General features: G+C 61.5%; 20 protein-coding genes. 6 read left to right on the top strand and 14 right to left on the bottom strand.

Annotated features, from left to right (window positions below):
• Nucleotides 1–72: 72 nt before the first annotated feature.
• Entirely contained in the window at nt 73–537 is a 465-nt protein-coding gene (cynS, locus tag CAF77_RS07250) for a cyanase (RefSeq protein WP_085654242.1), read from the bottom strand.
• Between the two features lie 120 nt (nt 538–657).
• Between cynS and cynR the strand changes: the two genes are divergently transcribed.
• On the top strand, nt 658–1,536 hold the full coding sequence (gene cynR / locus CAF77_RS07245) for a transcriptional regulator CynR (protein WP_064379513.1): 879 nt from the start codon (nt 658–660) through the stop codon (nt 1,534–1,536).
• A gap of 70 nt (nt 1,537–1,606) precedes the next feature.
• Here cynR and CAF77_RS07240 read toward each other — a convergent pair whose 3' ends face one another.
• Nucleotides 1,607–1,936: a hypothetical protein gene (locus CAF77_RS07240; RefSeq protein ID WP_011334739.1), complete on the bottom strand. Its 330-nt coding sequence runs from the start codon at nt 1,934–1,936 to the stop codon at nt 1,607–1,609.
• A 127-nt stretch (nt 1,937–2,063) separates the two neighbouring features.
• Between CAF77_RS07240 and CAF77_RS07235 the strand changes: the two genes are divergently transcribed.
• Nucleotides 2,064–2,435 (top strand): hypothetical protein, encoded by a 372-nt coding sequence (locus tag CAF77_RS07235; RefSeq protein ID WP_085654241.1) that lies wholly within the window; start codon nt 2,064–2,066, stop codon nt 2,433–2,435.
• A 12-nt stretch (nt 2,436–2,447) separates the two neighbouring features.
• On the opposite strand, the gene CAF77_RS07230 is transcribed toward CAF77_RS07235, so the two are convergent.
• Together CAF77_RS07230 and CAF77_RS07225 are read right to left on the bottom strand one after the other, a co-directional pair.
• Nucleotides 2,448–2,951: a GNAT family N-acetyltransferase gene (locus tag CAF77_RS07230; protein WP_085654240.1), complete on the bottom strand. Its 504-nt coding sequence runs from the start codon at nt 2,949–2,951 to the stop codon at nt 2,448–2,450.
• A gap of 47 nt (nt 2,952–2,998) precedes the next feature.
• Nucleotides 2,999–4,942, bottom strand: a complete 1,944-nt coding sequence (locus CAF77_RS07225) for a DNA topoisomerase III (RefSeq protein ID WP_085654239.1) — start codon at nt 4,940–4,942, stop codon at nt 2,999–3,001.
• Nucleotides 4,943–5,219: 277 nt separating this feature from the next.
• Between CAF77_RS07225 and CAF77_RS07215 the strand changes: the two genes are divergently transcribed.
• Nucleotides 5,220–6,626, top strand: a complete 1,407-nt coding sequence (locus tag CAF77_RS07215; RefSeq protein WP_064379503.1) for a serralysin family metalloprotease — start codon at nt 5,220–5,222, stop codon at nt 6,624–6,626.
• Between the two features lie 94 nt (nt 6,627–6,720).
• Here the strand turns inward: CAF77_RS07215 and CAF77_RS07210 are convergent, their stop codons facing one another.
• Nucleotides 6,721–7,935 carry an MFS transporter gene (locus CAF77_RS07210; protein ID WP_064379501.1) on the bottom strand — a complete coding sequence of 405 codons (1,215 nt, stop codon included), beginning with the start codon at nt 7,933–7,935 and terminating at the stop codon, nt 6,721–6,723.
• A gap of 180 nt (nt 7,936–8,115) precedes the next feature.
• Between CAF77_RS07210 and CAF77_RS07205 the strand changes: the two genes are divergently transcribed.
• A complete protein-coding gene (locus tag CAF77_RS07205; RefSeq protein ID WP_064379499.1) occupies nt 8,116–8,484 on the top strand; it encodes a DUF427 domain-containing protein in 369 nt (122 codons plus the stop codon).
• A 49-nt stretch (nt 8,485–8,533) separates the two neighbouring features.
• Here the strand turns inward: CAF77_RS07205 and CAF77_RS07200 are convergent, their stop codons facing one another.
• Together CAF77_RS07200 and CAF77_RS07195 are read right to left on the bottom strand one after the other, a co-directional pair.
• Nucleotides 8,534–10,156 (bottom strand): MFS transporter, encoded by a 1,623-nt coding sequence (locus CAF77_RS07200; RefSeq protein WP_085654238.1) that lies wholly within the window; start codon nt 10,154–10,156, stop codon nt 8,534–8,536.
• A 147-nt stretch (nt 10,157–10,303) separates the two neighbouring features.
• Nucleotides 10,304–11,956, bottom strand: coding sequence for a GMC family oxidoreductase (locus tag CAF77_RS07195; protein ID WP_085654237.1), 1,653 nt, complete (start codon nt 11,954–11,956; stop codon nt 10,304–10,306).
• Between the two features lie 133 nt (nt 11,957–12,089).
• On the opposite strand from CAF77_RS07195, the gene CAF77_RS07190 reads away from it, so the two are divergent.
• Nucleotides 12,090–12,977, top strand: a complete 888-nt coding sequence (locus CAF77_RS07190) for a LysR family transcriptional regulator (RefSeq protein ID WP_064379494.1) — start codon at nt 12,090–12,092, stop codon at nt 12,975–12,977.
• Between the two features lie 98 nt (nt 12,978–13,075).
• Complete coding sequence (locus CAF77_RS07185; RefSeq protein WP_085654236.1) at nt 13,076–14,338, top strand: MFS transporter; 1,263 nt, start codon at nt 13,076–13,078, stop codon at nt 14,336–14,338.
• Nucleotides 14,339–14,359: 21 nt separating this feature from the next.
• On the opposite strand, the gene CAF77_RS07180 is transcribed toward CAF77_RS07185, so the two are convergent.
• The 7 genes from CAF77_RS07180 to CAF77_RS07150 are packed head-to-tail and all read right to left on the bottom strand — an operon-like array spanning nt 14,360 to nt 20,653.
• Nucleotides 14,360–15,727, bottom strand: coding sequence for an ATP-binding protein (locus CAF77_RS07180; RefSeq protein WP_085654235.1), 1,368 nt, complete (start codon nt 15,725–15,727; stop codon nt 14,360–14,362).
• Complete coding sequence (locus tag CAF77_RS07175; RefSeq protein ID WP_064379489.1) at nt 15,724–16,386, bottom strand: response regulator; 663 nt, start codon at nt 16,384–16,386, stop codon at nt 15,724–15,726. Before CAF77_RS07175 ends, CAF77_RS07180 begins: the two co-directional genes overlap by 4 nt.
• Nucleotides 16,387–16,396: 10 nt before the next feature.
• The gene (locus CAF77_RS07170; protein ID WP_011334725.1) at nt 16,397–17,041 is read right to left on the bottom strand and encodes a tetratricopeptide repeat protein; all 645 of its coding nucleotides are present in this window, start codon (nt 17,039–17,041) and stop codon (nt 16,397–16,399) included.
• Nucleotides 17,038–17,847 (bottom strand): SDR family oxidoreductase, encoded by an 810-nt coding sequence (locus CAF77_RS07165; RefSeq protein WP_064379487.1) that lies wholly within the window; start codon nt 17,845–17,847, stop codon nt 17,038–17,040. The genes CAF77_RS07170 and CAF77_RS07165 overlap by 4 nt, the downstream gene beginning before the upstream one ends.
• Nucleotides 17,834–18,508 carry a TenA family transcriptional regulator gene (locus tag CAF77_RS07160; RefSeq protein ID WP_064379485.1) on the bottom strand — a complete coding sequence of 225 codons (675 nt, stop codon included), beginning with the start codon at nt 18,506–18,508 and terminating at the stop codon, nt 17,834–17,836. The genes CAF77_RS07165 and CAF77_RS07160 overlap by 14 nt, the downstream gene beginning before the upstream one ends.
• Entirely contained in the window at nt 18,505–19,986 is a 1,482-nt protein-coding gene (locus tag CAF77_RS07155; RefSeq protein WP_085654234.1) for an AMP-binding protein, read from the bottom strand. Before CAF77_RS07155 ends, CAF77_RS07160 begins: the two co-directional genes overlap by 4 nt.
• Nucleotides 19,976–20,653: a thermostable hemolysin gene (locus CAF77_RS07150; protein ID WP_085654233.1), complete on the bottom strand. Its 678-nt coding sequence runs from the start codon at nt 20,651–20,653 to the stop codon at nt 19,976–19,978. Before CAF77_RS07150 ends, CAF77_RS07155 begins: the two co-directional genes overlap by 11 nt.
• Nucleotides 20,654–20,695 lie beyond the last annotated feature (42 nt).

Genomic DNA, 20,695 nt, shown 5'->3' with positions numbered 1-20,695 from the left:
CAGACAGGTGTGGTGACGACAGGGCAATTCAGGTTTGGATGGGCCCGTACGCGGTGTACGGGCCCGGAGGGTTCAGAACGGACGCAGCGGAAGGAACTTGCCGTCGAGGGTGACCACGGCGCGGGAGCCGCCTTCAGGGTCTTCGACTTTCTTGATGTCGAGCTTGAAGTTGATCGCGCTGATGATGCCGTCGCCGAACTGCTCGTGAACCAGCGCCTTCAGGGTGGTGCCGTAGATCTGGATCATCTCGTGGAAGCGGTAGATGGTCGGGTCGGTCGGCACACCGTCGAGGCTGCCGCGCAGCGGGATTATTTGCAGGGCGGCGACGTCTTCGGCGCTCAGCTCAAGCTTGTCGCCGACCACTTCGGCCGCGGCTTTCGGCAGTGGATGCTGGCCGAGGAGGGCGGCGGTGACGTAGGCCAGGCTCAGGCCGGTGCCGTCGGCCAGATCCTGCCACGACAGGTTCTTCTGTGCCTTGGCATCCAGGGTGCGGGTGGTCAGGGCGATGCGGCTGTCGTTGTAGGCTTGGGATTGCATGGTGCTTCTCCTTTCGGGGTTGGCTTGCTGTGTGGGATTCATCTTCTGCCGATTGATCCATAGCGTCCAAGACCGATATACAATGCCAGGCATAAGCACTGCCTATAGATGGAGCGTCTCATGCTGCTGCGACATTTGCGATACCTGCTGGCCGTGGCCGATCACGGGGGCTTCACCCGGGCGGCCGAGGCGCTGCACGTGTCCCAGCCGACCCTGTCGCAACAGATCCGCCAACTGGAAGAAAGCCTCGGGGTGGATCTGTTCGACCGCACCTCGCGCTCGGTGAAACCGACTGATGCCGGCCAGGCCTATATCGAATGCGCGCGACGGGTGCTGGTGGAGCTGGAGGCGGGCAAGCGTGCGTTGCATGACGTGAAGGATCTGTCCCGAGGCTCACTGCGCCTGGCCATGACCCCGACGTTCATGGCGTATCTGGTCGGGCCGCTGGTGCGCGATTACGTGGCGCGGTATCCGGGGATTCACCTGGAGATTTTCGAGTTGTCGATGGACGACATCGAGGCCGGGCTGGCGGATGACTCGCTGGATATCGCGATTGCCTTCACGCCGGTGCGCAATCCGGACATTGAATGCATTCCGGCATTTGTCGAGACGTTGGGGGTGATGGTCGGGCGCGAGCATCCGCTGTACGACAGCTCATCGGTGTTGACCCCGGATGACATCGCGCAGCTGGATTTCGCCTTGCTGGCGCCAGACTTCTTCACGCGCTTGTCGATTGATGAGTACTTCCGCCAGCACGGCATCACGCCCAAGGTGCAGATCGAGGTGAACTCGGTGAGTACGTTGCTGGAAGTGATCCGACATGCGCCGATTGCGACCATGTTGCCGGAGGCGATTGCGACCGAGAACCGGGCACTGCGTCGGTTGCGTGTCGAGAGCGAGGCGCCGCAGCGGGGAGCGGCGTTGTTGCGGCGCAAGAACAACTATCATAGTGCGGCGGCTGAAGCGTTCATGAAGCTGGTGCTGGAAACTCGTTCATGAGTTTTTTGCGAGCAATAAAAAGGGCCTGCTTCGTTTTCAAAGCAGGCCCTTTTTTTATTGAAGTTTTAACTTAGCAGAACCGATCAATCACCCGAACTTCGTTGTTGTTCTGCATCGAGTCCCACGCCTGTTTCAGCGTCTGCAGAACATTACCGATGAAGTCCTTGTCGGCCGCGGCTTTCTTGCCGACATAGCCGTGGCCGCGGCGGTACATCTTCAGGCGGGCCAGCAGGTTCTGGTTGTTCCGGTCGAACTCTTCTTCACCAGCATGGGGCGACAGGCAGTCGATATGGACCTGACCCGACTTGCTGATCCACAGAATATGGCTGTCGTGGCTGTCTTTTTGCGCAGCGAACATACGAGCCAGTTCTTCGATAGTAGGTTGATTGTTCAGATTCATGATATTGCCCCTTGACCAGTCTGGTGATCTTTCAAAGTTGATTCGCTAATACAGGTAGCCCATCGGTTAGTTGATCCCTGGCACCGAAACCAGGACGTCAGCGGTCGCCCGTGTGAAGTACGGGGACATGCGTCTGTTGCATGTAGTCGTGTTGAATAACTGCTACGCAATAGCGTCACAACGAGGAGAAGCAGCGAAAACCGGGAGGCTCCTTGACGACGTTTTCAGGGTCGACCACAAGCGTCTTGAGAATTTTCGCCAGCGCTTCTCGTCCTTGTACTGGACGTTCAGGCCAGGTCAGCTTCTTCAATCTGCCTTGTGGGCAGCGTGTATCCGGAAAAAACAGCTCGGCGGTCAGACGAGCTTGCTCAAGCGTGTTGCCAGTGCTCCCGATCGGGGAGACGTCTGCATCATGCAAAAGCCAAACGACGCCGTCAACGGTTTTGTAGTGATTATTTTTGCTCACTACATATTGTCGGACAAAGTCATTCTGGAATGAAAAAAGAGGTCTTCAGGCAGCGGGAGAAAGGCTGCGCAGGCAGTAGAACGTGCAGGGATAGCCGTCCACGGTTCTGGTCTGGCGGGTAAAGTCGCCGCCGCTCAGCTCGGGGATGAGCCGGGCCCAGAACCGCTGTGCAGGCAGGTTGGCATCGACATGGAAAATCTGCCATCGACCGGGCAGGTGGCTCAAGAGGGCAGAGGCGACAAACTGCGCGACGCCTTGGCCACGCCAGCGCCGGCTGACGAAGAAATAGCCGATGTTGTAGTCGGCGCCTTCAATGAGGCGGTGGTCATCCACGGTCACGAACCCCGCCAGTTCGCCGTCGACGTGGATCAGGAATGGCCGGGTCGCTGGCTGTCGCCAGTAATCGTCTTTCAACTGGATCGGGAAGAACCCATGCCCGCCCAGCTTCAGCGGCAGCCACTCGCTGAAATCATAGGTGTAGAACTGCATCAGGTTTTCGAGGGTGTCCAGTTCGTCGCGCCGTGCGACACGCAGTTCGATGACAGACATGCCGCTGCCTCCTGACCATCACTGCTGAAACAGTAGCGTGCAACGGGCTATTTGGCCGCTGGTTTCGCTGAGCGTTTACTGGTACCGGTGGTTTTGCGCCGAGTGGACTTGCGTTTGTTCTTCCATGGCGCAGCGGCCTTGCCGGCAGGTGGCGGGCCGCTGATGGTCAGACTCAGCCCGGCGCATCGGGTGACTTGCTTACTCATCCACGCGGCCTGTTTGGTAACGAACTCTTCAAGACTCATCTCGCCGCTCTGCACCATGTCCAGCGCCTGCTCCCAGATCGCTGTGGTGCCGGGGTCGGCAATCGCGCGCGGAACGGCGTCGATCAGGCTGAACGCGGCGGGCGTGGCGGACAGCGCCTTGCCGTTTTTCACCAGATAGCCGCGATCCAGCAACCCTTGAATGATCGACGCGCGGGTAGCTTCGGTGCCGATGCCGGTGGTGTCCTTGAGTTTCTGCTTGAGCAGCGGATCCTCCACCAGTTTGGCGACGTTCTTCATCGCCTTGATCAGATCACCTTCGGTGTAGGGTTTGGGCGGTTGCGTCCACAGATCCTTGAGCTTCACGTCCGCCACGGCGCATTCGGCGCCTTGGGTCAGCGTGGGCAAAGTCTGTGGCGCGGGGGCTTCACGGCCCTTGGCCGGGGCCAGCGCTTCGGGCAACGCGCGTTTCCAGCCCAGCTCGATGATCTGTTTGCCGACAGCGCGCAAGGCTTCCCCGGCGCAATCGAAATCGGCCTGGGTGCGGTCGTATTCGTGATTGGGCAGGAACTGCGCCAGATACCGCGCGCGAATCAGCGTGTAGACCGCGCGGTGCTTGCCGGTCAGGCGCTCCAGATTTTTCGCGGCAGCGGTCGGAATGATGCCGTGGTGAGCGCTGACCTTGGCGTCGTTCCAGGCGCGGGAGCGACGCTGCGGCTCCAGATGTTCGCGCAGCGCTTCCAGGCTCGGGTCGGCCTGACGCAGCGCCGCAAGAATTCCCGGTGCCTCGCTGTGCTGGCTCAGGGGCAGGTAGCCGCAATCGCTGCGCGGGTAGGTGATGACTTTGTAGGTTTCGTAGAGGGCCTGGGCGATGTCGAGGGTTTCCTGGGCACCGAGGCCGAGCTTCTTCGAGCAGACTTCCTGCAAGGTGCCCAGATCGAAGGGCAGGGGCGCCATTTCGCGCATGCGTTCGGTGCGCAGCTTGATCACCCGGGCGCTGGCAGCGCTGCTGATTGCGGCGGCCGCTTGCTGGGCGAGGGCCTGATTGAGGCAGCGGTCCTGATCGTCACAGGCATCGTTTGGCGCACGCCATTGCGCCGTGAACGGCGTGCCGTTCTGCAGCAGTTGCACATCGATGGCCCAGTACGCGACCGGCACGAAATCGGCGATGCTGCGGTCGCGATCCACCACCAGTCGCAAGGTCGGCGTCTGCACCCGGCCCACCGGCAGCACGCCTTGATAGCCTGATTGCCGGCCGAGGAGGGTGAACAGACGACTCATGTTCATCCCGATCAGCCAGTCTGCCCGCGAGCGCCCCAATGCCGAGTGGTACAGGCTGAAGGTTTCGGCGCCCGGTTTGAGTGCTGCCAACGCCTTGCGAATCGACGCCTCGTCCAGCGCCGAGAGCCACAAGCGGCGGATCGGCCCGCGATAGCGACAGTGCTCGACCAGCTCCCGGGCGATCATCTCGCCCTCACGGTCGGCGTCGGTGGCGATGATCAACTCGCTGGCCTCGCCGAGCAGGCGCTTGACTGCCTTGTACTGGCTGGCGGTCCGCGGCTTGACGGTCATCTTCCATTTGTCCGGGATGATCGGCAGATCGGCCAGTACCCAGCGCTTGTATTTGGCGTCGTAGGCATCCGGCGGCGCGGTTTCCAGCAAGTGGCCGATGCACCAGGTCACCGTGACGTCCGTTCCCAGCCAGCAGCCGTCGCCCCGACGCTTTGCGCCGAGCACGGCCGCAATGTCTTTGGCCTGGGAGGGTTTTTCACAGAGGTACAGCCGCATAACCACCGTCGTCGATTATTGCCCGAAGAGGCGCACAGGATGGCCTGACTCGGGCATTCGGGCAACTTTTATCTGTATGGATATACAGATAAAAAGATTGCCGGTCATGACAGCCACGTCGGGGCAATCCGGGACGCTATCGAGAAATTGATTAGCGCCCCCGTTGGCGGCTGTGGCAGGTTCAATCTGCCTGACAAGGCGAGTGACAGGACGATCTCGCCAGAAGATCGCCGTTTTTCTGTCTGACACTGACTCTTCAGAAACAAGGACGTACACCATGTCTCAACCTTCCTCCCAGGCCAGCAGCGCCTTCACCGCCGTCGACACCTTCAGCCACCTGTATGACCGTGGCACCGGGACAGTCAACGGCAAGCCGTCGTTCACCGCCGACCAGGCCGCCGACGAAATCCTGCGCAAGGGCATGTCGTGGCAGGACAAGAATGCCGACGGCAAGATTGATCTGACCTACACGTTCCTGACCGACAAACCGTCGAATTACAACCCGAAACTCGGCAACTTCAGCGAGTTCAGCGCCCAGCAGAAAGCCCAGGCCGTGCTGGCGATGCAATCGTGGTCGGACGTAGCCAACGTGACTTTCACCGAAGGCAAGGGCGGTGACGGCCACATGACCTTCGGCAACTACGACGTCAGCACCGGCGGCGCGGCGTTCGCCTACCTGCCGCAGGGCAGCAGCTACGACGGCCAATCGTGGTACCTGATCAACGATCAGTACCAGGTCAACAAGACCCCGGACACCAACAACTACGGGCGTCAGACCCTGACCCACGAAATCGGCCACACCCTCGGCCTGTCGCACCCGGGCGCCTACAACGCCGGCAATGGCAACCCGACCTACGGTGACGCCAAGTACGCCGAAGACACCCGTGGCTACAGCCTGATGAGCTACTGGAGTGAAGCCAACACCGACCAGAACTTCAGCAAGGACGGCAGCGGTGCCTACGCCTCGGCACCGTTGATGGACGACATCGTCGCGGTGCAGAAACTCTACGGCGCCAACTTCGAAACCCGTGCCGACAACACCGTGTACGGCTTCAACTCCAACGCCGATCGCGATTTCTACAGCGCAACCTCGAACACCTCGAAAGTGGTGTTCTCGGTGTGGGATGGCGGTGGTAACGACACCCTGGATTTCTCCGGCTTCAGCCAGAACCAGAAGATCAACCTCAACGAAGGTTCGTTCTCCGACGTCGGCGGTCTGGTGGGCAACGTGTCCATCGCCCACGGCGTGACCGTGGAAAACGCCATTGGCGGTTCGGGCAATGACCTGCTGATCGGCAACGCGGCGGCCAACGACCTGATCGGCGGTGCCGGCAACGACATCATTTACGGCGGTGGCGGCGGTGATTCGTTGTGGGGCGGTGAGGGCGCGGACACCTTCGTGTTCGGTGCGGCCAGCGACTCGACCATGACTGCGCCGGACTGGATCATGGATTTCACCAGTGGCCTGGACAAGATCGACCTGTCGGGCATCGCCGGGTTCGCCACCGGCGTAGCCACGCTGAACTTCGTCAGCGGCTTCACCGGCCACGCGGGCGATGCGATCCTCACTTACTTCGAACAGACCAACCAGACCAGCCTGATGATCGACCTGACAGGCCAGGGTTCGGTGGATTTCGCCGTGGGTGTGGTGGGGCAGGCTGTGGCGACCGATATCGTCGCCTGATCTGAAAACGGAAAATCTGAAACGAAAAAACCGCAGTCCTTCGCAGGCTGCGGTTTTTTTGTTTTCGGACATCGCTCTACGACATTGAAATCGGTTACTGCTCGGTTTCGAGGATCGAAGCGGCGGATGTATTACGTACTCTGGCAAACCACCAGAGAGCTGCAACGCCCAGCAGCGTCGCCAGCACAGCCAGGATCAGGATCACACGTTGTGCCCCCAAAGGCGCGGCGAGCAGCGCAACAAGCAGTCCCGCGAGCGGTTGTGACAAGTTGTTGAGCAGGGTGATCACGCCCACGGTCTTGCCGAAGTCCTGAGGGGGAATGACTCGCTGGCGAATGCTGCGCATGTAAACGTTGAACATCTTGTCGAAGCCGACGATCAACAGGAAACCCAGCACATAACCCGCCAGGTTCGGGCTCAGGGCGCTGATGAAGGCGCCGGCGGCGAGCATCGAACAGGCAACGCCACCCAATACGCGCAACGGCAATACCACCCGGGCGAGGAAAAACAGAATCACGATGGTGGTCACCGCGCCAGCCGCTTGCAGCACGGCGTAGTCGTCCTTGCCGGCGCTGTATTGACCGAGCACCATGGCCGCCGAAGTGGCCAGGGTGACCCCGACAATCAGGTTGACCCCGATCGCCAGGGTGATGATCTTTTTCAGCTCCGCCAGTTCGCGTATATGCCTGAACGCGATGCGCAGAGGCTGCAGCCAGATGTCCTGATGCTGCTCAAACACCTCGAGGGTGATACGACTGAAACGTTGCCACACCAGCATGCTCAGGTCGGCCAGCAGGAACAGCCCGGCCACCCACAGCACCACCCAGTGCCAGGCCGAAACCTCCAGCAGCAATGCCGCCACCAAGGGTCCCAGAACCAGTCCGGTCTGGTCGGCTATCTGCGAGTAGGAAAGGGTTTTGGTGTAGCTGTAGTGCTGGAAAATATGCGGCATCAGCACTTCGCGGGCCATGATGCCCTGAGTAGTCAGCACGCCGCACAGCGCAGACAGCACCACAAGCCACGCGATACCGCCGAAGACGGCATAAAGCCCAACCGCCAACACGCAGAGCAGCGCCCGGTAGACCTGACTGATGTGCAGAATCCTGATGGGCGAGAACTTGTCGCACAGGGCCCCACACAGTGGAAACGCGAGAAAACGCGGCAGCGACTCGACGAAAAATGCGAGCCCCGCCCAGGACGCGCTGTTGGTGGTCTGGAACACCACCAGCGGCACGATGAACAACAGGATCTGATCCGCCAGCCGCGACAGGAACAGCGAGATGAAGAAAGCCAGGTAATCCTTACGCATGATGACTCCTGTCGGTGAGCGTTTTGGCCGTTTTGCGCGTGATATGAAACCAGAAACCGCCGCCTCCGCAAGCGGCGGTCATATCTGGTCGAAGAAAAACCGTTCGGCTGCGAACCCGACGAGTGTCCCCCGCATGGGTTATACCTGAACCGGTGCCTTCGCCGCCGTCAGGAGAAACCGATGAAAACGTCCGGTCCCAGTCCCGTTATCACCATCGCCGAGCAACCAGGCTGCCTGCTTGTGAAATTCCACGGCATACAGGTCGCCGCCTCGGCCCGAGCGCTGGTGCTGCTCGAAGCCAATTACCCGCCGGTCTACTACATCCCGCGCGAGGATATCGACGAAAAATACTTCGCCCGCACCGATCACACCACTTACTGCCCGTACAAGGGCGATGCCAACTATTTCAGTCTGCAAGTGCCGGGGCATGAAGGGGCGAATGCGGTGTGGACGTACGAAAATCCGAAGATTTCGGTGAGCCAGATCAAGGACTATGTGGCGTTTTATCCCGATCAGGTGAAGTTTGAGTTGCTGGAAGCGGAGGTCTGAGATTTCGCAGGGTGGCGAGGGCATTGCGCCCCCGCCACACGTCTATCAATCAGTTCTTGTCCAGATCGATATTCTTTGTCTCACGCAGACAGATCATCCCCACCACCAGGCTCACCCCGGTAATCAGCACCGGGTACCACAGCCCGTAGAAGATATCCCCGGTGTACACCACCAGCGCAAAGGACACGGTCGGCAGGAAACCACCGAACCAGCCGTTGCCGATGTGGTACGGCAGGGACATCGAGGTGTAGCGGATGCGGGTCGGGAACAGTTCGACCATCAGCGCCGCGAGCGGGCCGTAGCACATGGCCGAGATGATGATCAGGCCGACGATCAGGGCCACGATCATCGGTTTGTTGATCTGCTGCAGGTCAGCCTGTTGCGGATAACCGGCGAGGGTGATGGCGCCGCGTAAGGCTGCTTCGTCGAAGCCGTCGAGTTTCACATCGCCGACGCTCACTTGCACCGTGCTGCCCGCTGGGGCGGCGACGCTGGAGTAGGGCAGGCCTTGCTTGACCAGGAAGGTCTTGACCTTGTCGCACGGGCTGTCGAATTTGGCCTTGCCCACCGGATCGAACTGGAAGGTGCAGGTCGCCGGGTCAGCCACCACGGTGATCGGTGCCTGACGGCTGGCGTGGTCGATGGCCGGGTTGGCGTAGTGGGCCAGGGATTTGAAGATCGGGAAGTACAGCGCCGTGGCCAGCAACAGGCCGAGCATCAGTACCGGTTTGCGCCCTACCTTGTCCGACAGCCAGCCGAAAATGATGAAGAACGGCGCGCCGATCACCACGCTGATGATCAGCAGACTGTTGGCCACCGCCGGGTCCATTTTCAGGAACTGGGTGAGGAAGAACAGCACGTAGAACTGCGCGGCGTAGAAGGTCACCGCTTGCCCGGCGTTGATACTGAACAGGGCGATCAGCACGACCTTGAGGTTTTCCCATTTGCCGAAGGATTCGCGGATCGGCGCCTTGCTGGCCTTGCCTTCCTCTTTCATCTTCAGATAGGCCGGCGACTCGTGCAGGCTCAGGCGAATCCAGGTGGAGATGCCCAGCAGCACGATCGACAGCAGGAACGGAATGCGCCAGCCCCAGACTTCGAATTGATCGCCGGTGAAGTAGCGGCAACCCAGCACCACCAGCAATGACAGCAGCAGACCGAGGGTTGCGGTGGATTGAATCCAGCTCGTATGGAAACCACGTTTGCCGATGGGCGCGTGTTCCGCCACGTAAGTCGCGGCGCCGCCGTATTCGCCGCCGAGGGCCAGACCCTGCAGCATGCGCAGTATCACCAGAATGATCGGCGCGGCGATGCCGATGCTGGCGTAGGTCGGCAGCAGGCCCACGGCGAACGTCGCTACACCCATCAGGATGATGGTCGCCAGGAACGTGTATTTGCGCCCGATCATGTCCCCCAACCGACCAAACACCAGCGCCCCGAACGGCCGCACGATGAAGCCTGCGGCAAATGCCATCAGCGCGAAGATGAACGCGGTGGTGTCGTTGACCCCGGCGAAGAACTGCTTGCTGATGACCGCCGCCAGGGCGCCGTAGAGAAAGAAGTCATACCACTCGAACACCGTCCCCAGGGACGAGGCGAAGATGACCTTTCGGGTATCGGGGCTGGCGTCCGTGCTGCGCACGGCATCCAGTGGCTGAACGTGTTCTGACATATCGGTATCCCTCACAGTGATTGTTTTTGTTGTTTCCACTGGTGTTGCGTGTCCGGGTGATGCGCGATGTCCTTGAATCAAATATGCCCCTTGTGGGAGCCAGCCTGCTGGCAATGGCGGTTAATCAGCCGACATGATTGTTGAATGTCACTCCGTCATCGCTGGCAAGCCAGCTCCCACAGGGGTTGTGTTTACAGTTGCTGGGTTGAGAATCAGCTGTGCCGCTTTCTCGGCAATCATCAGCGTAGGCGAACAGGTGTTGCCCGAGGTAATGCGCGGCATGATCGACGCATCGGCAATCCGCAGCCCCGGTACGCCGTGCACGCGCAACTGTGCGTCGACCACCGCGTCCGCATCGTTGCCCATGCGGCAGGTGCCGACCGGATGGAAAATCGTTGTGCCGATCTTCGCCGCCGCTTCGTGCAATTGTTCTTCGGTCTGCAGGCTGGCGCCTGGCAGGTACTCCACCGGGTTGAAAGCTTGCAGGGCCGGGGCGCTGACGATGCGCCGGGTCAGGCGAATCGCATCGGCGGCCACGCGCAGGTCTTCGGGATGGCTGAGGTAATTGGGCTGGATCAGCGGCGCTGCTTGCGGATCGGCGGAACGGATCTCGACCCGGCCCCGGCTCTGCGGCCGTAAATCACACACCGATGCGGTGAACGCCGGGAAGCTGTGCAACGGTTCGCCAAAGCGCTCCAGCGACAGCGGCTGAACGTGATATTCGAGATTGGCGGAGGTCTGTTCCGGCCCCGAGCGGGCAAACGCGCCCAACTGACTCGGCGCCATCGACAACGGCCCGCTGCGGTCATACAGATAACGCAGGCCCATGCCCATCTTGCCCCACACACTGCCGGCGATCTGGTTGAGGGTGCGGGCGTTTTCCAGCTTGTAGATCAGGCGCAGTTGCAGGTGATCCTGCAGATTGCCGCCGACGCCCGGCAGCTCATGCACCACGCCGATGCCGAGCTTTTCCAGTAGCAGGCGCGGGCCGATTCCGGAGCGTTGCAGAATGCTTGGCGAGCCCACGGAGCCGGCGCACAACACGATCTCCTTGCGCGCCTTGAAGCTCTTTTGCTGACCCTGCCACCGGGCACTGACTTTCGAGGCGCGACCGTCCTCGAACAGCACTCGATCCACCTCGATGTCGGTCAACACCGTGAGATTGGCCCGATCGCGAATCGGCTTCAGAAACGCCTTCGCCGCATTCCAGCGCACCCCGGCCTTCTGATTGACCTGAAAGTAGCCGCAACCCTCGTTGTCGCCCTGGTTGAAGTCATCGATGCTGGCGATGCCGCTCTGCTCGGCAGCACTGCGGAAGGCATCGAGAATCGGCCACGACAGGCGCTGGCGTTCGACTCGCCACTCACCCTTGTCGCCATGAAAGTCCGCCGCGCCGGCAAAGTGGTTTTCGCTCTGCTTGAACAGCGGCAGCACGTCATTCCAGGCCCAGCCCGGATTGCCCTCGGCAGCCCAGCCGTCATAGTCGTTGGCCTGGCCACGCATGTAGATCATGCCGTTGATCGACGAACAGCCGCCCAGCACCTTGCCGCGCGGATAACTCAGCGCGCGGCCGTTGAGACCCGGTTGTTCTTCGGTCTTGAAGCACCAGTCGGTGCGCGGGTTGCCGATGCAGAACAGGTAACCCACGGGGATGTGAATCCACGGGTAGTTGTCGCGCCCGCCGGCTTCCAGCAACAGCACGCGCTGCTGTGGATCGGCCGACAGCCGATTGGCCAGCAAACACCCGGCCGGCCCGGCGCCGACCACGATGTAGTCGAATTCATCGAGGGAAGTCTGCATTCCCTGACCTCGCTTATTGTTTTTGTTGTCGGTCATCCTAGTTGTTAGCTTTCGTCAAAAGAATGTTAGTTTTTGCGCAGCCGCTGTGCGTTTTCAAACAGCGCTTCCTGACGATAGCCGACAAGGACAAGCCATGTTCGACTGGAACGACCTGCGGTTCTTTCTCGAGTTGCAACGCAGCGGGCGCTTGCTCACTGCCGCCCGCCGCCTGAACACCACTCACGCCACCGTGGCCCGGCACATCGAGGCCATCGAAAAAAGCCTCGGCACCGCGCTGTTCGTCCAGCACGCCCAAGGCTACGAAATGACTCCGGCGGGGGAGGCGCTGCTCAAACACGCCGAAGCCATGGAAAACGTCGCGCTGCTGGCTCAGGAAGAAATCACCCAATCGACGGCGCCGCTGGGCAAGATCCGCGTCGGGGTCACCGAAGGCCTGGGCATCATGTTTCTCGCCAGCCGCATGATCGGGTTGTTCGAACGCTACCCGGGACTGGAAGTGGAACTGGTGGCGGTGCCGCGCTTCGTCAGCATCCTCAACCGCGAGGCGGAAATCAGCATTCACCTTGAACGACCGGCGGCGGACATGCTGGTCACCCGCAAACTCACCGACTACCGACTCGCGCTTTATGCCAGCCGCGCCTATCTCGACAACGCACCGCCGCTGCGCAGTCGCGAAGATCTCGGCCGGCATGCGTGGATCGGCTATGTCGATGATCTGCTGTTCAGTCAGGAGCTGATGTTCCTCAACAGCTTCTGTCGCAACCCTCGGGTGGTGTTTCACAGCACCAGCGTGATTGCCCAGCAACAAGCCGCGCGCTCGGGGCTGGGGATTGCGGTGTTGCCTTGTTACATGGCGGCGTCGGACCCGGATCTGGTGCCGCTGTTGCCCGATGAGAGCATCGAGCGCAGCTACTGGATCAGCACGCGGCGCGAGTTGCACAAATCGGTGCGGTTGCGGGTGGTCTGGGATTACGTGGTGGGGCTGTGCGAAGGCGAGCGCGAGTTGTTGATGGGCCAGTAAAGACGGCTGTTTCATGCAACTAAAACGCTTGGCAAAAGGTCATTCGATTTGCGGAGGTTGAGTCATCTCGCAGAACCTCGACAACGAAGACGTTACCCGTGGCCACTCACCTCGATCGCCGCAACAACCTGTCCCTTGACAGCCTGAATTTCTTCCTCGCCGATGTGCGTGACGGGCTCGGTCCTTATCTGGCGATTTACCTGCTGGCGGTTCACCACTGGGAGCCGGCGAGTATTGGTCTGGTCATGACCCTTGCCGGGATCGCCGCGCTCATCACCCAGACCCCGGCAGGTGCGCTGGTCGACAGCACGCGCTTCAAACGGTCGCTGATTGCGATTGCCGCGCTGGTGGTCACCGCAAGCTGCCTGCTGCTGCCGTTTGTGACGTCGTTCAGCCTGGTGGCGGTGACGCAAGCCATCAGTGCCGTCGCCGCTTCGATTTTCGCGCCGGCCATTTGCGCGATCACCCTCGGGATTACCGGGCCTCGTGCCTTCACGCCAAGAACCGGGCGCAACGAAACTTTCAATCACGCCGGCAACGCCTGCGCCGCGTTGTTGGCCGGTTTGTCAGCGTACCTGTTTGGCCCGGTCGCCGTGTTTTATCTGATGGCGGTCATGGCGCTAGCCAGCGTGATTGCCGTCTCCTTTGTGTCGGCAGATGCGATTGACCACGATCTCGCCCGAGGCCTGAATCCCAGCGAAACGGGGCAGGGCAAGCAGCCTTCGGGCTTTTCCGTATTGCTCACCAACCGACCGTTGCTGATGTTCGCGATTTGTTGTGCGCTGTTTCATCTGGCGAACGCGGCGATGTTGCCGCTGGTGAGTCAGAAGCTGGCGCAGGCCAATCTGCAAATGGCCACGCCACTCACGTCCGCCTGCATCGTCGCGGCACAACTGGTGATGGTGCCGGTCGCGCTGCTGGTGGGTGCGAAGGCCGATCTGTGGGGGCGCAAGCCGTTGCTGCTGGCGGGGTTTCTGATCCTGCCATTGCGTGGCGTGTTGTATGTGCTGTCGAATGATCCGTGGTGGCTGGTTTCGGTGCAGTTGCTCGATGGCATCGGCGCGGGGATTTTCGGCGCGCTGTTTCCGGTGGTGGTGAAAGACCTGACGCTGGGCACCGGACATTTCAATGTCAGCCTCGGGGCGATTTCAACGGTGTTCGGTCTGGGTGCGGCATTGAGCAACAGCCTGGCGGGGATTGTGGTTCAGGAGGCCGGTTACAGCGCTGCGTTCCTGACCCTGGCGGCGGTGGCAATGGCGGCGCTGGTGCTGCTCTGGTTGGCAGTGCCGGAGACGGTGCAGCGCTCCGATGCCGACTCGATCGCCCTGCAAGGCAAGGCGCCGCCGATGGTTGCGCCATGACTCAACGCTCGCAAGACCTGTTCAACCGGCGGGAATCGACAACGTCGCCCGCAAGCCGCCCTCGACCCGGTTTTCCAGTGTGATCCGCCCACCCAGACGCGTAGCGATGGTATTGACGATGGTCAGTCCCAGCCCGGCACCCTGGGGATTGCCCCGGCTGTAGAACCGCTCGAACAGTCGAGCCCGATCCGCTTCATCGATCCCCGGCCCCTGATCTTCAACGCTCAAATGGTAAAACCCGTCGGCCCTGGTCAATTGCACGCTGATCACGCCTTGCTCCGGGGAGAAGTTGGCGGCGTTGGTGATGAGGTTGTTCAGGGCAATGTCGATGGTGGCGGCATCGGCGAGCACAGGGAACGGTTGGTCGTTGACGTCGAAGGCCAGTTCCAGATGCTTGCTCAGCAACCATGGCGTGAGTTGCACCAGACTGTTGCGCACGGTTTCGCCAAGGTCGATGCGTTGTTTGGCAGGCGCGTTGGCCTTGGGTTCGAGGCGGGCCATGGTCAATAGCTGATTGACCAGCCGGCTGGTGCGATCCACGCCGGCGATCAGAAATTCGAGTGACTCGCGACGCTCCTGTTCGGTGCCGGCCTCCAGCAGGTTTTGCGCATGCACCCGCAGTACCGCCAGTGGTGTGCGCATTTCGTGGGCGGCGTCGGCGATGAACCGGCGCTCGCGACCGAGCACTTCCTGGATCTGCGCAAGCATGCGGTTGAGCGCTGCCTGCATTGGTTCCAGTTCGCTGGGCAGCGGCGTCAGTTGCAGCGGTTCGAGGGAGCCGCTGTGGCGGGCGCGCAGGGTCGCCGCCATGTTGGCCAGGGGCTTGAGCCCCCAGCCAATGGCCAGCCAGATCATCGCCGCCAGGATCAGGCTGCCGATCACGTTCGGCCACAGGGTATGGCGGACAATCCGGTCAACCAGGTCCGCTCGCACGTCACCGCGTTCACCCACCCAGATGCGCAAACCGTTCTGTTTGTCTTCCAGGACAAAAGCCCGCCAGTGGCGCTTGTTCAGATCCACCACATCGCTGAAGCCTGGCTGGATTGGCGGTGTGCTGAAGGAGGGCGCGCTGGCGGTATGCACCAGGATTTCGCCCTTGGCATTCCAGACCTGAAAGGCGAGTTTTCTTTCGTAGGGATGGCCGTCACCTTTGGGCACGGCTTCGGCCAGGGCCGAGTTGAACGCCCGATAAAGATCCGCGTGTTCCTGCCCCGGCAACGGCATGCGCATCACGCCTTGCAGCAACCGTGCGTTCTGCGCCAGTTGCGCGTCGTAGACTTCGGCGATTTCGTGGTTGCTGTCGTGCAGATTGAACAGGCTGAGCACGGTCAGACCGGCGAGCATCAGGCCGATGATCAGGGTCAGGGTGCGGCGCCGGATCGAGGTCATCGGCGCTCCTCCACCAGATAACCCACGCCGCGAATGGTGCGGATCAGGTCAGTGGAGAATTTCTTGCGCAGGTGATGAATGTGCACTTCCAGCGTGTTGCTTTCGGCTTCTTCGTTCCAGCCGTAAAGCAGTTGTGTCAGGTGGTCGCGTGTCATGACCCGACCCGGCGGGGAGAGCAGTTCGTGCAGCAACTGATATTCCTTGGGCGTGAGCACCACCGGTTGGCCCAGATAGCTGACTTGCTGGGTGCCGGGGTTGAGGCTGATGCCGGCATGTTCGATCAGCATCTGCGCGCGACCGGCACTGCGTCGCAGCAGGGCGCGCAGGCGGGCCTTGAGCTCGGCCAGGTCGAAGGGCTTGATCAGGTAGTCGTCGGCGCCGGCGTCCAGTCCCGCGATGCGGTCTTCGGTGGCATCGCGGGCGGTGAGGATCAGCACCGGCAGGTTCGAACCGCTGCCACGCAGACGACGCAGGACTTCGAGCCCATCCATGCGCGGCAGGCCGAGATCGAGCACCGCCAGATCAAAGGTTTCGCTGAGCAGGGCGTGCAGGGCGCTGCTGCCGTCCTTGAGCCAGTCGACGGTGTAGCCCTCGCGCCCCAGCGCCTGATGAATGCCCTCGCCGAGGGCCACGTCATCCTCGATCAGTAATAAACGCACACGGACTCCGTCAGTCGAGTTTCTTGTTCACGTCCACCAGCAACGCTGCGATCTCTTTGCGGCGTCCGGCATCGGCACTTTCCCGGCCTGGGCGAGGAGCGGCTTGCAGGGCCTTGAGCAGTGCTGCTTTGGCTTCAGCGTAGCGTTTTTGACGGTAAAGGTGATCGCCCCAGAAGTACAGACTGTCGATTCCCTCGGGGTTGAGTTGCAGGGCTTGTTTGAGCAGTTGTTCAGCCTTGTCGCTGTCGCCGAACCCGATCGGCCAGCCCGGTACCCGGTCGTACAGCGCGGCAAGGCTGGTGTAGGCCGAACCCTGCAATGCCTTGGGGTCGAGGGTCAGGGATTTTTCCAGATCGGCTTTGGCGTCCTTGGCTTTGCCCAGGGCCCCGAGCCCGCCCTCGGCACCGGCCCAACTGCTGGTGACGATGCCTTTCCAGATCCAGGCCTCGGCGACGGCCGGACGTTCCGTGGCGAAGTGCGTTGCCTGGGCGGCCAACTGTTCAAACGCAGCGGCCCGCTGTTTTTCCGGGGTCTCGTATTGGATGTGCGCCCAGCTCTGCTGGATGCTGTTGAGGCGTTGTTGATCGGCAGCGTCCAGCGCCCAGACACTTTGACTGAGGGCGCCCAGCAGCACACAGGCGAGAAGTTTTTTCATGGTTTCGGCGTCTCGTTTTCAGGTTTTTCACTCAGGCGACGGATCAACGGCAATTGCTTGCGCAGACCGCGATCCACCAGATTGGGCAGCAGGCTGTTGAGGCGTACGAAAAAGCGCTCCGGCCAGCCCAGATAGAGGTCGCGGCGATCGCCGGCAATCGCATGGATCACGGCGGCGGCGACGGCTTGCGGGTCGTCGACGCTGGATTTAAGTGCATCGTTCAATGCCTGGGCTGCGGGGCTGTTCATGCTGGTGCGGGTGGCCCGCGGTGCGACATACAGCACGCCGACCCGGGTATCCGCCAACTCTCGGCGCAAGGCCTCGGAAAATCCGCGCAAGGCAAACTTGGTGGCGCAATAACTGGCATAACCGGGATAGCCAATCGACCCGTAGGTCGAGCCAACGTTGACCACCATGGCACTGTCGGCCTGCTTGAGCAGCGGCAGCAACAGTTTGGTCAGGCAGATTGGCGCACTGATGTTCACCGCCAGCATGGCGTTGATGTCGCTGTCGTCGAGCTGTTCCAGCATTGCGAAGTGATTGACCCCGGCGGCGTTGATCAGCAGGTTGATGCCGCCGATGGCCTCGGCGGCGGCCAACACCTTGCGCCGGTCGCTGAGGAACGTCAGATCGGCGGCGACCCAGCACAGGTTCTGCGGGTAAAGGTCAAGCAACGGGCGCAGCGATTCCTGATGCCGCGCGACCGCCAGGACCTGCGCACCGGCAGCGCACAAGGCACGCGTGATCGCTATCCCGATGCCGCCGCTGGCACCGGTCAGCACCACACGGGCTTCATGCAGCTGCATGTTGAGCCTCCGCGTCACGGGGCAGGCCGCGGAACATGTCGGTGTAGAGCCGATAGACGACTTTCGAGGCATGGATCACCGCCGCCTGGTCGGCCGGATCTTCCAGCTGATTCATCAGCCGGCGATAGGTTTGCATGTGCTCGATGTCCAGCGAACCGTGGGAACTGAGGTAGCTGAACGCCGTTTCCGGCAGGGCCAGACGCTCGCGGATGCTGCCCGCCGCATGGGTGGCCAGGGCGATGCTGGTGCCCTCGAGCACGTTGACCATGCCAAACAGACCCACCGGATTGCCCCGGGCGATCAGGTCGTAAAGAAAACTGACCATCAGCTCGATCGGCAGCGACGGCTGGCCATCACGCACCGCGTTACGGTCACCGCCACAGGCCTCGATGTCGTTGAGCACCCATTGCTCGTGGCCGTATTCGTCTTCGATGTATTCGCACACGGCTTTGCGCAGCCATTCAAGGTGCGTCGGCAGGCGCGCGCCGCAAGCCATCATCAAGGGGACGGTGTGACGCACGTGGTAGTAGGCCTGGGCGAGAAACGCGCGATAGCTTTCAAGGCTGACCTTGCCTTGCAGCGCATCGAGGATGATCGGCAGATTGAACAGCTCGTGGCGTTCCTGGTGGGTGGCTTCTTGCAGGGCGTCGAAAAAACTCATGGTGCGGATTCCTCGGAAAGGGCGGATTCGGTAAGCACGGCGCGGTATTGCGCGACGATTGCCTCGCGGCGCGGGCGACCGTTGGCGGTGAGCAGGCCGTTGGCGGCCGTGAAAGGTTGTTTGAGACGTGTCCAGTGATGCACCTGGGCGTAATCGGGCAAGGCCTCGTTGGCAGCGGCGACGGCGGCCGCCAACTGAGCATCGGTGCAGTCCGGACGGTGCGGCCAGAGCAGCGCGTGGTTATGCGGCAAGGCCTCGCCATACACAAAGGCCTGGGCGATGTGTTGACGCTGGGTCAGTTCGGATTCGACCCATTCCGGGTTGACGTTGCGGCCGAAACTGGTGACGAACTGATGCTTCTTGCGGCCCTTGAGGTAGAGAAAACCTTCCGGGTCGAACTCCCCCAGATCGCCGCTGGGCCACCACTCATCGCTGTACGCTGGTTCGCCAAGGTAGCCGAGCAGCGTCGATCCCTTGATCAGTACCTCTCCGTCCTCGGCCAGGCGCACGTCGACGTGGGGCAGGGGCCGCCCGACGCTCCCCGGACGCCGAGCCCCGGGCCGGTTGAGACAAACCACCGAGGCGCACTCGGACAGGCCGTAGCCTTCGTAGACCGGCAGGCCGACCCGTTGCGCGCGGTGCAGCAGATCCTCGGAAACCCGTGCGCCACCAACGGCGGCAAAACGCAGCGATTGCGGATCGAAGGCTTTCTGTTCGGCAGCGCTGACCAGTAACAGCAGCAATTGCGGCACCAGGATCAGGCTCTCGGGTGCCCGGCTGGCCAGACAGCCGAGCAAGCGCGGCAGGTCGACGCCGCTGGCGCCCTGGATGCCCAGGGTTCTCTGGCTCGGCACGCTCAGCGTCGCACCGGCATACAGCGCCGCGTAACAGCCAAGGTTTTCCAGCAGGATCGCCAGTGGCAGCAAAGCCACGTGATGCTGGGGAGCGGTGGGTTTGCTGGCCTCTTCCAGCTCCCGAGCGACCCGCAGCAGACTGTCGGCGCTCAGGCACACGCCCTTCGGTGTACCGGTGGTGCCGGAGGTAAACGTCAGTTTGGCGGTACCGGCGGGCAGGCGGTTCGGGCCTTCAAAGGTGCGGCACCAGAATTCACCGCGTTGTTCATAACCGGCGGCGAGCAGTTCGCTCTCCAACTCCGGTTCAGCGATCACCCGTTCGGCCTGGCTTTGTTCCAGGCAATGGGCACGTTGTGCCGGACTGAAGAACGGCGGCAGGGTCACGCACGTCAAGCCTTCAAACAACGCCGCCAGATCCCAGAGTATGGCCTCGACACCGTTATCCAGTGCCAGGGCAATGACCTTCACGTTTTCATCGCGCAAGCGTTGCTGGCGGTACATCACCTCGGCGTACAGCGTCGTGTAACTGACTTTCAGGGTGTCGCCCCACAATGCCAAAGCGTTGTCATTGCGCCCTGCATGGCTGCGCAGGGTTTCCTGGAATCGTTGCCGTTCAAGCGACATGGCAGGCTCCTTCGATAGACGTCGGCAAACCCAGCCGGCTGAACAGACCGATGTTGCGCAGATGGATGAAACCGGCGCGGATATTGCCCACGTGCACCCAGGGTTTGCTTTCGTAGTAACTGCCCCAGTGGTGACGGTCATCGCCCAGACGTTCGGGGTCGGCGGCGCACAGCGTCACGGGTTTCAGACCCAGGCGATGGAAGCTGTTGACCAGTCCGATATTGCCGGTGAAGGTCACCCATTCCAGACCGCCCATGGCCAACAGGTAAGTGATGGCAATGATGCTCAGGCGTGCGCTGCCGGTGTCGTTGGCCGCAAGGTTGCCGACTTCGACAATCGCGCTGCGCTCCACCGGACGCTCGGCGGCTGCGCTGATCAACGGCTCGATCGGCTCGTCCAGGTAGCGTTCAAGGAACAACGGTTCAAGGTGCGCACGACGTACCCCGGCCACTGCGCACAAGTCGCCGGAGTCGTTGTGCACACCAAACAGTTCAGGCATGAAATGGCGGATATCGGCGCCGTGGGCCTTGCGAAAGCGTTGTTGAATGAACGCTTCGAACGCCGCTCGTTGAGCATCGCCCTGTTTGGCGCTCGACAGTTGCATCTGCGGTGTTTCGCCTTGGCCAAAATGCAGGGGCAGGGGAATATTCCAGTCAGAATCGGGCATGGGCTGAACGCCTCCCTCAATAGGTTTGAGTGGAGTATCCGG

The organism is Pseudomonas sp. R15(2017), from assembly GCF_002112685.1.
In the GTDB taxonomy this organism is placed as follows: Bacteria; Pseudomonadota; Gammaproteobacteria; order Pseudomonadales; family Pseudomonadaceae; genus Aquipseudomonas; species Aquipseudomonas glycinae.
The sequence above is the reverse complement of the archived record's forward strand: the minus strand, read 5'-3'. Positions and strand labels throughout refer to the sequence as shown.